The organism is Curtobacterium sp. USHLN213 (genome assembly GCF_037144815.1).
GTDB lineage: Bacteria > Actinomycetota > Actinomycetes > Actinomycetales > Microbacteriaceae > Curtobacterium.
In genome coordinates this window covers 14,122-27,509 of record NZ_JBBCYQ010000007.1, presented here as the reverse complement: position 1 = coordinate 27,509, position 13,388 = coordinate 14,122, and the positions used below count along the sequence as shown (strand labels likewise).

The 13,388-nt window shown below is 72.7% G+C and carries 17 protein-coding genes; 9 read left to right on the top strand and 8 right to left on the bottom strand.

The window, feature by feature from the left end; all coding sequences use genetic code 11:
• Nucleotides 1-64: 64 nt before the first annotated feature.
• Nucleotides 65-1,099 carry a zinc-binding alcohol dehydrogenase family protein gene (locus WFH25_RS10910; RefSeq protein ID WP_336697665.1) on the bottom strand — a complete coding sequence of 345 codons (1,035 nt, stop codon included), beginning with the start codon at nt 1,097-1,099 and terminating at the stop codon, nt 65-67.
• A 230-nt stretch (nt 1,100-1,329) separates the two neighbouring features.
• Between WFH25_RS10910 and WFH25_RS10905 the strand changes: the two genes are divergently transcribed.
• Nucleotides 1,330-1,458, top strand: a complete 129-nt coding sequence (locus WFH25_RS10905; RefSeq protein WP_261645759.1) for a hypothetical protein — start codon at nt 1,330-1,332, stop codon at nt 1,456-1,458.
• A complete protein-coding gene (locus WFH25_RS10900) occupies nt 1,455-1,613 on the top strand; it encodes a hypothetical protein (RefSeq protein WP_175473759.1) in 159 nt (52 codons plus the stop codon). Before WFH25_RS10905 ends, WFH25_RS10900 begins: the two co-directional genes overlap by 4 nt.
• A 59-nt stretch (nt 1,614-1,672) precedes the next feature.
• Here the strand turns inward: WFH25_RS10900 and WFH25_RS10895 are convergent, their stop codons facing one another.
• The 3 genes from WFH25_RS10895 to WFH25_RS10885 form a co-directional block, all read right to left on the bottom strand.
• A complete protein-coding gene (locus WFH25_RS10895; protein WP_336697664.1) occupies nt 1,673-2,551 on the bottom strand; it encodes an aldo/keto reductase in 879 nt (292 codons plus the stop codon).
• A 40-nt stretch (nt 2,552-2,591) separates the two neighbouring features.
• Nucleotides 2,592-4,760 (bottom strand): MFS transporter, encoded by a 2,169-nt coding sequence (locus WFH25_RS10890; protein ID WP_336697663.1) that lies wholly within the window; start codon nt 4,758-4,760, stop codon nt 2,592-2,594.
• 122 nt (nt 4,761-4,882) lie between these two features.
• Nucleotides 4,883-5,701: an alpha/beta fold hydrolase gene (locus WFH25_RS10885; RefSeq protein WP_071295132.1), complete on the bottom strand. Its 819-nt coding sequence runs from the start codon at nt 5,699-5,701 to the stop codon at nt 4,883-4,885.
• A gap of 204 nt (nt 5,702-5,905) precedes the next feature.
• Between WFH25_RS10885 and WFH25_RS10880 the strand changes: the two genes are divergently transcribed.
• Together WFH25_RS10880 and WFH25_RS10875 are read left to right on the top strand one after the other, a co-directional pair.
• Nucleotides 5,906-6,310: a GlcG/HbpS family heme-binding protein gene (locus tag WFH25_RS10880; RefSeq protein ID WP_071295133.1), complete on the top strand. Its 405-nt coding sequence runs from the start codon at nt 5,906-5,908 to the stop codon at nt 6,308-6,310.
• A 79-nt stretch (nt 6,311-6,389) separates the two neighbouring features.
• On the top strand, nt 6,390-6,911 hold the full coding sequence (locus WFH25_RS10875) for a hypothetical protein (RefSeq protein ID WP_336697662.1): 522 nt from the start codon (nt 6,390-6,392) through the stop codon (nt 6,909-6,911).
• Nucleotides 6,912-6,925: 14 nt separating this feature from the next.
• Here WFH25_RS10875 and WFH25_RS10870 read toward each other — a convergent pair whose 3' ends face one another.
• On the bottom strand, nt 6,926-7,072 hold the full coding sequence (locus tag WFH25_RS10870) for a hypothetical protein (protein ID WP_175473760.1): 147 nt from the start codon (nt 7,070-7,072) through the stop codon (nt 6,926-6,928).
• 68 nt (nt 7,073-7,140) lie between these two features.
• Between WFH25_RS10870 and WFH25_RS10865 the strand changes: the two genes are divergently transcribed.
• The 5 genes from WFH25_RS10865 to WFH25_RS10845 all read left to right on the top strand — a co-directional run bounded on the left by WFH25_RS10865 (nt 7,141) and on the right by WFH25_RS10845 (nt 11,886).
• Nucleotides 7,141-8,715 carry a cation:proton antiporter gene (locus WFH25_RS10865; protein WP_071303556.1) on the top strand — a complete coding sequence of 525 codons (1,575 nt, stop codon included), beginning with the start codon at nt 7,141-7,143 and terminating at the stop codon, nt 8,713-8,715.
• Between the two features lie 126 nt (nt 8,716-8,841).
• Nucleotides 8,842-9,723: an alpha/beta fold hydrolase gene (locus WFH25_RS10860; RefSeq protein WP_071303557.1), complete on the top strand. Its 882-nt coding sequence runs from the start codon at nt 8,842-8,844 to the stop codon at nt 9,721-9,723.
• A 12-nt stretch (nt 9,724-9,735) separates the two neighbouring features.
• Nucleotides 9,736-10,473, top strand: a complete 738-nt coding sequence (locus tag WFH25_RS10855) for a hypothetical protein (RefSeq protein ID WP_336697661.1) — start codon at nt 9,736-9,738, stop codon at nt 10,471-10,473.
• A gap of 11 nt (nt 10,474-10,484) precedes the next feature.
• Entirely contained in the window at nt 10,485-11,147 is a 663-nt protein-coding gene (locus tag WFH25_RS10850; protein ID WP_336697660.1) for an NAD(P)H-binding protein, read from the top strand.
• Nucleotides 11,148-11,193: 46 nt separating this feature from the next.
• Nucleotides 11,194-11,886: an SDR family oxidoreductase gene (locus WFH25_RS10845; RefSeq protein ID WP_261645752.1), complete on the top strand. Its 693-nt coding sequence runs from the start codon at nt 11,194-11,196 to the stop codon at nt 11,884-11,886.
• Between the two features lie 55 nt (nt 11,887-11,941).
• On the opposite strand, the gene WFH25_RS10840 is transcribed toward WFH25_RS10845, so the two are convergent.
• Genes WFH25_RS10840 through WFH25_RS10830 form a run of 3 tightly spaced genes read right to left on the bottom strand, consistent with a single transcriptional unit; the run spans nt 11,942 to nt 13,374 of the window.
• Nucleotides 11,942-12,235 (bottom strand): putative quinol monooxygenase, encoded by a 294-nt coding sequence (locus WFH25_RS10840; RefSeq protein ID WP_336697659.1) that lies wholly within the window; start codon nt 12,233-12,235, stop codon nt 11,942-11,944.
• 15 nt (nt 12,236-12,250) lie between these two features.
• The gene (locus tag WFH25_RS10835) at nt 12,251-12,970 is read right to left on the bottom strand and encodes an SDR family oxidoreductase (protein WP_336697658.1); all 720 of its coding nucleotides are present in this window, start codon (nt 12,968-12,970) and stop codon (nt 12,251-12,253) included.
• On the bottom strand, nt 12,967-13,374 hold the full coding sequence (locus WFH25_RS10830; protein ID WP_071295141.1) for a GlcG/HbpS family heme-binding protein: 408 nt from the start codon (nt 13,372-13,374) through the stop codon (nt 12,967-12,969). The genes WFH25_RS10835 and WFH25_RS10830 overlap by 4 nt, the downstream gene beginning before the upstream one ends.
• Nucleotides 13,375-13,388: the final 14 nt, after the last annotated feature.

The following is a 13,388-nucleotide window of genomic DNA, read 5'->3' as shown; positions in this document are numbered from 1 at the left end:
CACCCCACCCGGCCCGGCTGACCGGTCCCGTCCGGCCGGCCGGACCCGGCCCACCGCACACGCCTCAGCGCGCGACGACGACCTTTCCGATCGCGGTCCCGCCCGCCACCTGACGGTGCGCCTCGCGGAGGCCGGCCGGGTCGAGCCCCCGGACGACCGACGTCGCGGTGGTCCGCACGCGACCCGCGTCCACGAGGTCCGCCAGCGCATCGAGGAGCAGGCCCTGCTCGCCCATGTCCGGCGTCCCGAACGCCGATCGGGTGAACATGAGCTCCCAGTGCCAGGCGATCGACTTCCGCTTGAGCGGGTAGAGGTCGAGTCCGCGCGGGTCGTCGATCGCGGTGATCTGGCCGAACGGGCGGACCAGATCGGCGAAGGCGGTGACGTTGCCCGCCGAGTGCGCGGTGAAGACGTAGTCGACCCCGTCCGGCGCGACCGCCCGCACGCCGCCGACGAGGTCGTGGTGGTCCACGACGTGGTCGGCTCCCATGGACGACACCCAGTCGCGGCTCTCGGAGCGGCCGGCGGTCCCGAGCAACGTGAGGCCGGTGCGCGCCTTCGCGAGCTGGACGAGCACCGACCCGACACCGCCGGGTGCTCCGACGACGAGCAGGGTGCCGGTACTCGACTCCGTCAGGCGGAACCGGTCGAACAGCGTCTCCCAGGCGGTGATCCCCGTGAGCGGGAGCGCCGCGGCCTCGGCGTGGTCCAGCGTCGCGGGGCGGCGACCGACGAGGCGTTCGTCGACGAGGTGCAGCTCGGCGTTCGTCCCCGGGCGGTCGAGGGTGCCGGCGTACCACACGGCGTCACCGACGGAGAACCGGGTGACCTCCGAGCCGACCGCCTCGACGACGCCGGAGGCGTCCCAGCCCAGTTGCTTCGTCCCGGACCGCAGGCCCTGCCGGGTCTTCGTGTCCACCGGGTTCACCGACACCGCCTCGACCCGGACGAGCAGGTCGCGCGGGCGGATCGGGTGGAGGGGGACGTCGCGGACGACGAACGCGTCCTCGTCGCGGACCGAGCGTCCGCCCTGGGCGAGGAACGCACGGGTCGTGGTCGGGACGTCCCGTCCGGTTCGGTGTGTGGCGGTGTCGGTCATGGCGGTCCTCCGTGCGGGTCGCGTCGGCGGGTGACCGACCGGAGGCGCGGATCGCCTCGTGCTGGCACGGTACGTCCGCACGTGGCCGGTCGGCGTGGCTCCGTCGGGGACACACTCGCGCCGCCTGTCCCTGCGAGGGGATGGTCCTCGGGGGGACACGTGCGGAGCACCCCACCGGCCGTAGCGTCCTCGGTGTCGCGACGACGTGACCCCGACCGAGGAGACCTGCGATGACGATCTCGTTCCCGCCCCTGCCCGCCGTGCTGCACGTGGGAGCGGGAGCCGCCACCCCTGCCGTGCAGACCCTGCTCCTGCCCGTGCCGACGCCCGCGACCGAACGGCCGGGAGTCCGGCGGTGAACCCGCTGCGGGCGGTCCTGCACGTGCTCAGGGCGGACCCGGACCAGTGGCGTCGACGCGGACTCCGGTCCCCGCGCGAGATCGCCGTGCTGGTGGCGGAGCGGTCGCTCCCCGACGATCCGTCGTACCGGGACTTCTTCGTCCCGTCCCCGTGACCCGGGCGCACGGCGGACGGCCCGGCCCCGAGGGGCCGGGCCGTCCGACGTACCGGGCGTCAGGCTGCGCCGTCGAGCACCGCGACGTCCCTCGGGGACAGGACGACCGACGCCGCCGCGACGTTCTCCTCGAGGTGGTCCACGCTGGACGTCCCGGGGATCGGCAGCACGTTCGGAGCGTGCTGCAGCAACCACGCGAGGGCCACCTGCGACGGTGAGGCGCCGGCCCGTGCCGCCATCGCCCCGAGTGCTCCGGCGCCGCGCGTGAGGCCGCCGGTCGCCAACGGGAACCACGGGATGAAGCCGATGCCGAGTTCCGCGGTGACCCGGACCAGGTCCTCGGAGGAACGCTCGACCAGGTTGTACAGGTTCTGCACCGTGGCGATCGGCAGGATCCGGTGCGCGGCGAGGAGCTCCGGGACGCTCACCTCGCTGAGGCCGACGTGCCGGATGAGTCCCTCGGCGCGGAGTGCCGCGAGGGTCCCGAGCTGCTCGTCGAGCGGCACCCGATGGTCGATGCGGTGCAACTGGTACAGGTCGATCCGCTCGAGTCGCAGTCGGCGGAGGCTGCCCTGCACGGCGGCTCGCAGGTGCTCCGGGCGACCGTCGACGACCCATTCGCCCCGTGGTCCCCGGACGAACCCGCCCTTCGTCGCGATGACGACGTCCGATCGGTACGGGGCCAGCGCCTCGCCGATGAGTCCTTCCGCCACCTCGGGGCCGTAGGCGTCCGCGGTGTCGACGAGCGTCACGCCCAGCTCGACGGCGCGCCGGAGCACGGCGCGGGCGCCCTCCGGGTCGCGGGACGGGCCGAAGGCGTTCCGGCCGGCGAGCTGCATCGAGCCGAACCCGAGTCGGGCGACGGGCAGGTCCCCGCCGATCAGGAAGGTACCGGCGGCGGCGGCTGAGACGCCGTGGAGATCGGTGGTGGTGGTCATGGTGGTCCTGTTCGTTTCCGTGGAGTGATCGGGAGGGGGGTCACGCGGTGTGGACTGCCGCGCGCTCCCTGCGGGACCGCGCGGTCAGACCGATCCCGGCGGCGACGGCCGCGATCGCCACGAGCGCGGCGTACGCGGCGCCGACGCCCGCGAGTCCGACGGCGCCGGTGAAGAACCCGGCGACGAGCACCGGGATCCCGTAGGCGGCGTACGCGACGAGGTAGACGGCGGCGAAGAGGCCGCCGCGGGTCGCGTTGTCGGCGAGTGGTCCGAGGATCCGCAGGGAGGAGCCGAACGCGGCGCCCTGGCCCGACCCGCCGACGACGGCGGCCACGACGAGCAGCGGGAGGTCCGCGGAGAGGATCGCCGACCCGGCGCCGATCGCGCCGAGCAGCAGCAGCGCGGCGCCGACCGCGGTCGCGATCCGGGCGGTGGCGCGTGAGAAGAGCATGCCGGCCACCGCGGCGGCCGCCGGTTGCAGCGCGACGACGGCCGCGCTGGCGGTCCCGCCGTCGATGCCGAACACGCCGTCGTCGAGACGTGGGCCGAGTCCGAGGAACAGCCCGGAGAACATCCAGCCGGCGACCGTCAGCGGGGCGAGCACGGCGAACCACGCTCGCGCTGCACCGGGCACCGCGAGCACCGGCCGCAGGGACATGAGTGCGCCGGCGTGCCGGTCGGCGGTCTCGTCGGCCGCGAGGACCGCGGCGATGCCGACGAGCAGGACGACCCCGAGGGTCAGGAAGACGGCGGCGGTGGGGTCCGGGGCGAACTGTGCCGCGATCCCGCCTCCGAACGCCCCGAGCGCGAGCCCGCCGACGGGAGCGGCACTCGTCAGCACGGTCATCGTGCGACGGTGTCGTTCGCTCGACAGCTCGATGATGGCCGCCGTGAACGTACTGGTGGCGGCTCCCGTCGCGATCCCCTGCACGGCCCGCGCGGCGATCACCCACCCGATCGAGTCGGCGAGCAGGAACAGGACGCTCGCGATGAGCATGAGCACGAGCGCCCCGATGAGGACGGGCCGACGCCCGATGTGGTCGGACAGCCGTCCGGCCACGAGGAGTGTCCCGAGCAGGGTGACCGCGTACACCGTGAACGCCGTCGTCAGCTGCCAGTCGGGGAAGCCCCACGCCGACTGGTACACGACGAACAGCGGACTGCCGGCACCCGCTCCGAACGCCACCGCGACGGACGCGACGACGACGCCGATCAGGGCGAGGCGTCGGTACGGGGCCGAGGTGCGGCGGGAGCCACTCGACTCGGACCTGCGGAGCAGCCCCAGCGAGCGGACCGCGATGCTGCCGACGATGCCGGTCGCGACCGCGACGACGACCCAGGCGAGGACGGTCCCCAGGGTGCCCAGGCCGGCGGTGGAGAGCAGTCGCACCGCGTACGTGGCGCTCGCCGCCGTCGTGAACGTCATCGCCCAGAACCCGATCGCGAACCCGCTCCGGACGTACCGGCGCACGAGGAACGCGTGTGGGAGCAGGAAGGCGACCATCGTGCCCGCGAGGGCGGTGTCGACGACGGAACCCGCGCCTCCCGTCATGGTCCACCAGGCGTTGCCGGCGACCGCCGGCGGCGCGGACAGGATGGCGAGCGTCGGCAGGAGCGGCGGCGGTACGGCGGGGCCGGTGGCGAACCGTGCGATGAGCACCGCGCCCACGAGCAACCAGAACAGCACCCCGGTCGCGAAGTACCCCATCGCCAGGTCGGGGTGTCCGATCACGGCGAGTGACTGCGCACTGAGCAGCGAGCCGGCCACGGTCGGGAGCAGGTAGCCGCCGTGCAGGGTGGCGGCTTCGCGGGGAGACGTGAGGAGATCGGTGACGAACCAGGCGCCGAAGGCGGTCGTGAGCGCCAGCATCGTCCAGACGCCGACGGCACCGGCGACCGGCGCCCAGGTCGCGAGGTGGGCGGCGAGCAGCGAGCCGACCGCGGGGACGAGCGCGGCGAACGGCCCGAGCACGGGGTGTCGGAGGTCGGCGCCGATGGCACGGAGCCCGCCGGGGCGGTGGAGGTACCGGACGATCGTGACGGCCCAGGCGATCGCGGCGGCGGCCCACAGGACCTCGCCGATCGCCGTGGGCGCACCGAGCAGGCTGCCGGCGGCCGTCCAGGTACCGGCGAGTCCGGCGGTGCCGAACGCGATGCCGAAGGTGTTCAGGGGGAGCCGGGGGTGGTGCGTGGCCGTGGTGTTCATCATGCCTCCTGTGGCGGTGCCGCTGTAACCATCCAGAGCGGTTGCGTATTCCGGGGCGCGAGCGGTGACGGACTGGAGGCGCGGTGCGGGCTGGCGCCGCGCCTCCAGTCCGGTGGTGGGTCGCGTCAGCCCTTGATCCAGGCGAGGACGTCCTGCTGCAGGACCGCGCGGTAGTCGCCGTGGATGCCGTGGGGGGCGCCGGGGTAGGTCTTGAGGGTGCCGTCGGCGACGAGCTCGATGGCCTTGCGTGCGGCGTCGTCGATGGGGACGATCTGGTCGTCCTCGCCGTGGTTGATGAGGATCGGCACGGTGAGCGCCCTCAGGTCCTCGCTCTGCTCGGTCTCGGAGAAGGCCTTGACGCAGTCGTACGCGGCGGACAGGTTCACGTTCTGGCCCTGGCGCCAGAAGTCGAGCTTCGCGCCGTACGAGACGTCGCGGCCGTGGTTGGCGCCGAAGAAGCTCTCGGAGAGGTCGAGCCAGAACTGCGACGCGTCCTCGAGCACGCCGGCACGGATGCCGTCGAACACGTCGATCGGGGAGCCCTCGGGGTTGCTGTCGGACTTCACCATGATCGGCGGGATCGCGCCGGCCGTGACGACCTTCGCGACGCGGCCGTTCGCGTACTGCGCGGCGTAACGGACGACCTCGCCGCCGCCGGTGGAGTGTCCGAAGACGATCACGTCGTGCAGGTCGAGGTGCTCGATGAGCGCGGCGAGGTCCTTCGCGTACTGGTCGATGGTGTGGCCGACGGCGGTCTTCTCGGAACGGCCGTGGCCGCGGCGGTCGTGGGCGATGGTGCGGTAGCCGTTGTCGCTGAAGAACTTCAGTTCCGGCTGCCAGGCGTCGGAGCTGAGCGGCCAGCCGTGCGCGAAGACGATGGGCTGTCCCTCGCCCTGCTCGGTGTAGTACATCTCGATGCCGTCGGGAGTGGTGAACGTGGGCATTGCAGGCTCCTTGCGTCGTGGTCTGGTGCCGGACGAAGGTCGTCGGCGATCGTCACGCTAGGAGCGGTGCGCACGGCAGGGCGTGTCCCCGTCGGGACCACCCACGGTCTCCGGTGCGACCGCACGGGTGACCTGGGCGGGGACACGCTGCGACGGTGCGCGGTCCCTAGCGTCGGCTGCGTCCACGACGAAGGGAACCAGCCCATGACCGATCTCACCCTCACCCAGGCGCACGCCGCCATCGCCGCCGCCGAGGCGAAGGCCGCCGAACTCGGCGTCCCCTCGACCGTCACCGTCCTGGACCGGGGCGCACGCGTCGTCGCGGTCGCCCGGCAGGACGGCGCACCGCTGGTGTCCGTCGACGCCAGTGCCGCGAAGGCCCGCACCGCGGTGTCGTTCGGCGCCGCGTCCGGCGACCTGGCCGGCGCGGTCCAGCCCGGTGCACCGCTCTACTCGCTCGGGGCGGCCAGCCACGAGCCGCTCACGTTCGTCGCGGGCGGTGTCCCGGTGACCGACGCAGCCGGTTCCGTCATCGGTGCCGTGGGGTCGAGCGGTGGGTCTCCGGACCAGGACCTCGTGATCGCGGAAGCCGCGGTCGCCGCGCTCTGAACCACCGGTGTCCCCGCCCGCGCTGACTGGCCCGGGCGGGGACACGCACGTCCGGGGGCGGCCGATCTACCGTCCCGACATGCACACCGAGATCACCGAGTACACCGCCGACCGATTCTCCATCCCCATGGCGCAGCCCTTCGACGAGGTCGTCGCGGCGTTCGAGCTGGCCGTGCCGCCGCTCGACCAGACGAGCCTGACCGAAGCACTGGCGCGGCACCGCGACTGGGACACGGTCGAGACCTGGACCGAGCAGCACGCACCCCGTGGCTTCATCCGGTACTGGCGGAACGAACCGACCGCGTTGATGGCCATCGCCGGGCACCGGTCGTCGTGTGTCTCGTACCTGGTGGGGAACCACGTCGTCGCGGAACGGATGTACCGGTTCGACCCGCGCGTGCTGGGGCTCGCGCCGTTCCGCGTGACCATCTCGCAGCGGCCCGGGGACCCGGTCCTGCTCACCGCCGACGTGCCGAGCGCGTCGTTCGGCTCCTTCGGTGACGGGCGCATCACCGCCGTGGCCCACGGTCTGGACCGCGAGTTCGCGGAGCTGCTCATCGCACTCGGCGCTCCGGTCCCCGAAGTCTTGGCGGAGCTGTGACGGCGTGCCCGTCGTCAGCGGACCTGCTCGACGACGCTCTCGCCGTGCGGTTCCCCGATCCGGACGACGGGATCCGCGAGGATCCGGGCGAGGGGGATCGACACCAGCCCGGTCGCGGGCGGCGTGTCCGGGGCGGAGGGGTCGCGACGGCGGCTGCGCATGGAGGAAGGCTAGGCACCCGCCGTGCCGGGCCGCGTGGCCGCGCCACGGTCACCCTGGAGCCGGCGCCATGAGCATCGACGAGACCCTCACCTGGGTCGTCGCGTTCCTCGTCGTGACGGTCGCCGTCAGTGCAGCCGCACGGCGCGTGGGGTGGTCGGCCCCGCTGGCCCTCGTCGTCATCGGGGTCGCCGTGTCCTACGTGCCGGGTGTGCCGCGCGTGGACGTCGAACCGGACTTCGTCCTGTCGGTCCTGCTCCCGCCCCTGCTGTTCGCGGCGGCGCTGCAGACCTCGCTGTCGGACGTCCGTGCCCGGCGGGAATCGCTGTTGCTGCTGTCCGTCGGGCTCGTCGCGTTCACCACGCTGGTCGTCGGCGTCGTGACGTGGGCCGTGGTCCCGACGCTGACGCTGGCGGCGGCGTTCGCCTTCGGTGCCGTCGTGGCGCCGACCGACGCGGTGGCCGTCTCAGCCGTCACCCGGCGCGCACCGCTGCCGAGGCTGCTCGCCTCGGTCCTGGACGGGGAGAGCCTGCTCAACGACGCGACGGCGCTCGTCGCGTTGAACACCGCAGTGGTGGCCATCGTCGCGGTGTTCGACCCGGTCCGCGCCGCGGGCGAATTCGTCCTCGCGGTGGTCGGCGGCATCGGCATCGGGTTGTCGGTCGCGTTCGTCATGGGCGCCGTCCGGAGGCGGCTCTCCGTCGCGGTGCTCGACACGAGTCTGTCCCTCGTCACGCCCTACGTCGCGTTCCTGCTCGCGCACGGCATCGGTGCATCGGGTCCACTCGCCGTCGTCGTCACCGGACTCTTCCTCGGGTACCGGGCGCCGGTCCTGCAGTCGGCCGAAGCCCGCCTGGCCGAGTCGCTCAACTGGCGCACCGTGCAGTTCCTGCTCGAGAACGCGGTGTTCCTGCTCATCGGACTCAGCCTGCCGGCGATCCTGCGCGGGGCCTTGTCGTCCGGGATCGGGCTGGGTCGCGCGCTGCTCGTGATCAGCGTGGTCCTCGTGACGCTGGTGGCCGCGCGGCTCGGCTGGAGCCTCGCCGTGACGGCGGTCTACCGATGGGGGCCGGCGCGGCTCCGACGCCGGAGCTGGCAGTGGCGCCTGGACCTGCCGGTCACCGTCGCGGGCGTCCGGGGGGTCGTCACCCTCGCCGCGGTGTTCCTGCTGCCCGAGCAGACGCCGCACCGGGCGTTCCTGCAGTTCCTCGCGTTCGTGGTCGTCGTCGCGACGCTCCTGCTCGGGCTCTCGCTGCCGTGGGTGATCCGCCGGGTCGCGCTGCCACCACCGAACCTCGACCAGGAACGGATGGAGACCCAGCTGCTCCTCGCCGAGGCCCGCGCCGAGAGCCTGCAGCTCGTCGACGGCCTCGACGACGGTGCCTACGACGACCGGGCCGTCGAACGCGTGCGGATCGACGCCGCCCTGCTGGGCGAGACGTTCGTCGGGGACGACGGGGTCCGAGCCGACCGCGCGGCCTCCTACGCGGAGCTGCGGATGCGCACGATCGCCGAAGAACGTCGAGCGGTCCTGCGCGCGCGCCGGGAGGGGCGCTACGCGGAGACCGCCGTCCGTGCGGTGCTGACCGTCCTCGACATCGAGGAAGCCGCGGTCCGCGCGACGCTCGCCGGCGACGTGGACTGACGGCCGGCCGGTGTCTGACCGTGTCCGGACCATGTCCCTGACGGGAGCACGCGGCGCTGTCCGCACCGCTCCTAGCGTCGACCTCGCCACCGACCACCCGGGTCGGTCGAACCCAGGGAGTCATCGATGAGCACCACGGAGACCACGGCCGGTCACACCGCCACCACCGTCCCGACCAGCACCGTGACCGCGGCGAACGGCACGACCTACGCCTACCGCCGGTTCGGGAGCAGCACCGACGGCGTCCCACTCGTCTTCCTCATGCACTTCCGCGGCAACCTCGACAACTGGGACCCGGCGCTCATCGACCCGATCGCGGCTCGGCGCGAGGTCGTCCTCGTGGACAACGCCGGCGTCGGCGCGTCGACCGGGACGGTCCCGACCACCGTGGGGCAGATGGCCACCGACCTGCTGGCCTTCACCGACGCCCTCGGCATCCGTCGGTTCGACGTCTTCGGGTTCTCGCTCGGCGGGTTCGTCGCCCAGGACCTCGCCCTCCTCCGACCGTGGGCGGTCCGCAGGCTCGTCCTCGCCGGGACGGGCCCCGCCGGTGCACCGTCGATGCACGGATGGCGGGAGGACATCGAGCGCGAATCACGGCACGACGTCCCCACGGCGGAGAGCCTCCTGTACATCTTCTTCGCGCACACGGACACGAGCCGGGCTCGTGGCGTCGACTTCCTCCGGCGGTTGGGCGCTCGGACCGAGGACCGCGATGCGCCGACCACCCCCGCTGTGCGCGACGCGCAGTACGACGCCGTGCTCGCCTGGGGCGTCCCGGACATCTCGAAGCTCGAGCGCTTGACCGGGATCCGGCAGCCGACGCTGGTGCTCCAGGGGGACGACGACCTGATGATCCGGACGCCCGGGAGCCACACGCTGGCCGGACTCATCCCGGACGCGCGCCTGCACGTGTTCCCCGACGCCGCCCACGCGTCGATCTTCCAGTACCCCGACGAGGCCGCTGCCATCGTCGAGGACTTCCTCACCGCGGCCACCGCCGCCTGACCCGGAGCGATCATGACCACCACCACGACCCTGCTGGACCGCATCCTCGACGCCCACGGCGGTAGCCGCTGGGCCGACGTCTCCACCATCTCGGCGAACCGACACTTCGGAGGCGCCTTCTGGGGCCTCAAGCAGGTTACGGGGATCGCCGAGGAAGGTCGGTTCACCGTCGACCTCCGCCGCCAGCGCACGTCGCTAGAACACTTCGGTGCCGACGACCTCCGTACGGAGTTCACCGGCGACCACGTCGCGGTCGTCCGCACGACCGCGCACGGCGACGAGGTCGTCGAGGAACTCGCCGATCCGCGATCGTCGTTCCGCGGCCACGTGCTCGAGACGCCGTGGAACCGGCTGCAGCTCGCCTACTTCACCGGCTACGCCATGTGGACGTACAACACCGAGCCGTGGTCGTTCACGTTCCCCGGCGTCCGCGTCGAGGAAGTCGGCCCGTGGACCGAGCCGGACGGAGCCACGTGGGACCGCCTGCGCGTCACCTACCCCGACAGCATCGCGACCCACACCCCCACGCAGACCCTCTACGCCGATGCGGACGGCGTCCTGCGCCGCCGTGACTACGAGGTCGACATCGCCGGTGCCTCGCCGAGCGTCGAGTACATGACCGGCCAGACCTGGGTCGACGGCCTCCTGCTCGCCACCGAGCGCAACATCTTCGTCCGCGACGGAGACGGCCACGCGCTCCCGGAGCCGCTCATCGTCTCCATCGGCATCGACGACGTCGTCGTCGGGTGACCGGGCCCACCATGCGAGTCGTCGTCGCCGGCGCACACGGCAAGGTCGCACGGCTGCTCTCCGCGCAGCTGCGCGCCGGCGGGCACGTGCCCGTCGGCCTCATCCGGAACGCCGACCAGCGCGGGGAGCTCGCACGTGCGGGCGTGATCCCGATCGTGCTGGACCTCGAACACGCCTCGGTCAGCGACGTCGCGGCGGTGCTCACCGGTGCGGACGCCGTCGTCTTCGCAGCGGGCTCCGGGGAGAACAGTCCCAGCAGCCGTTCGCTGTCGATGGACCGGGATGGAGCGATCCTCCTCGCCCAGGCCGCGGTGGTCGCCGGCGTCCGGCGGTTCGTGGTGCTCTCCGGCGCCGGTGCCGACGACTACGGACGCGGCTCCACCGAGCCGTTCCAGGTCTACCTGCGGGCCAAGGCGGACGCGGACGCCGCCGTCCGGACGCTCGACCTCGACTGGGTGATCCTCCGCCCCGACGCGCTGCACGACGGCGCCGGCACGGCACGGTTCTCGGCCGGAGTCCGGGTCGAGCGGCGCGGGATCGCTCGCGAGGACGTCGCGGCGGCGTTGTGCGACGTCGCCGTCGGCCAGGACCCGGGCCGGGTGCAGCTCGAGATCACCACCGGCGACCTGCCGCTCCGTGCCGCGCTCCGTGCCGCGGACGTCGCGGTCGGTTGATGCCCGCACACCCCCGATCGACGGCACGACGACAGGAAGGCCAGACATGACGGAGATCACAGGAGCAGTGGTCGTGGTGACCGGTGCGAACGGCGGCCTGGGACAGGAGTTCGTCCGACAACTGCTCGACCGCGGGGCGGCCACGGTGTACGCCGCAGCACGGACTCCACGCGCTCAGGTCGACGACCGCGTGGTCCCGATGCGGCTCGACGTGACGGATCCGGCATCGGTGCGGGCCGCCGCGGACGCGGCTCCGGACGCGACGATCGTCGTCAACAACGCCGGAGTGCTGCGCAGCGGATCCCTGGTGGACGGCGACATCGCCGCTGTCCGGGAGCAGATGGAGACCAACTTCTTCGGACCGGTGCAGGTCACCAGGGCGTTCGCGCCGGCACTGCGTCGCGCACACGGTGCGGTCGTGAACGTCGCGTCCGCGCTCAGCTGGCTCGCGATCGGCAACGGGTACAGCGCGTCCAAGGCCGCGCTGTGGTCGGCGACGGACTCCATGCGCCTGGACCTCGCCCCCGACGACGTCCAGGTGCTCGGCGCGTACCTGGCGTTCACGGACACGCCGATGACACCGGGGGACATGCCGAAGAACGACCCGGCAGACGTCGTCGCCGCGATCCTGGACGGCGTCGAGGCAGGGGCGCACGAGGTCCTCGCCGACGACCTCACGCGCGCGGCACGGTCATCCCTCGCTGCCCCGGTCCACGAACGCTACGACGCCCTCCGGTGAACGACGGAACGGCCCGCGGGGACCCTGATCGGGTCCGCGCGGGCCGTTCGTCGTCTCACACGTCCAGCGGTTGGAGCGTCCGGAGCGCGATGGGGACCGCCAGGCGCCCCTCGAGAGCCGAGCCGAGGGCCGCGAACGCGGCGCCCGCTGCGTGGCTCTCGAGGGCGGACTGTTCGGCCCAACGCTCGACCATCACGAACCGACCCGTTCGGGCGTCGTGGTGGAGGTCGTACTGTTCGCAGCCGAGATCCTCGGACCGGACCCGCGCGACCGCGGCGAGCAGGGCCTCCTCGACGGCCGGTTCGTTGTACGGCGCGGGTTCGATCTCCGCGATGACGACGATGCTCATGACTTCCTCCTCGACTCAGGCGACGCGCTGGCCACCGTCGACGTGCACGGTGGTCGCCGTCAGGAACGGGTTGGTGAGCGCGAACACGACCGCGTCCCCGATGTCCGACGGTGTTCCGACGCGCCGGGCGGGGTTCGTCCGGGCGACCTCGTCGAAGAACGCCGACTTGTCGTCCAGTCCGTCCCAGGACCCGGAGTCCACGACGCCGGGTGAGATCCCGACGACCCGGATCGGGGCGATGTCCACCGCGAGGGCCGGGACGAGTGCGTCCACCGCGCCGTTCGTCGTCGCCATGACGGCGAGCCCTCCCTGCGGCCGGGCGGAAACGTACCCGGAGAAGAGCACGAACGAGCCCCGCGGTGACATGCGCGGCGCGAAGTGCTTGGTCAGCAGGAGCGGGCCGAGGACCTTCGCCCGGAACGCCTCCTCGATGTCGGCTGCCGCCAGGGTCGTGACGGGGCCGTTGGCGTGGTCGGCCGCGACCGTCACGACGTGGTCCACCGGTCCGAGCACGTCGGCAGCGGCGATGATGCTCTCCTCGTCGCCGAGATCGAGGCGGACGGCCGCCGTCCCGCGTCCGACGATCTCGGCGACCTGCTCCGCGGTGTCGAGTCGTCGGCTGGCAGCGACGACCCGCGCGCCGGCACCCGCGGCCGCCTGCGCGATCGCGGTGCCGATGCCTGATCCGGCGCCCACGACGAGGACGGTCGTGCCGTCCAACCCCTGCGTGCTCATCGGATGGCGTCGAGGCCGGCCTGCGCGATGACGGCGTCCTCGTCGGGCGTACCGCCGCCGGAACCGACAGCACCGATGACGGTCCCGGTCGCGTCCGTGATGGGGAGTCCACCGGCGAGGAAGGCGAGGGGCTCGGTGCTCGCTGCGCCGAGCGTGTAGAGCGGGGCGCCGGGCTGGATCGCAGCTGCGAGGTCCCCGGTCGCCGCGCCACCGAAGTACACCGACGTCCGGGCCTTCGCGAAGCTCGAGTCGACGGACACGAGCGGGGCGCCGTCCTGGCGGACCGAGGCGACCATGCGGGCACCGCGATCGAGGACGGTGATCGACGACGGGACGCCGAGTTCGGTGGCCTTGGCGTCCGCGGCGGCGATGATCTCCTGTGCCTGCGCGAGAGTGATGGTCATGCTGGTTCCTTTCG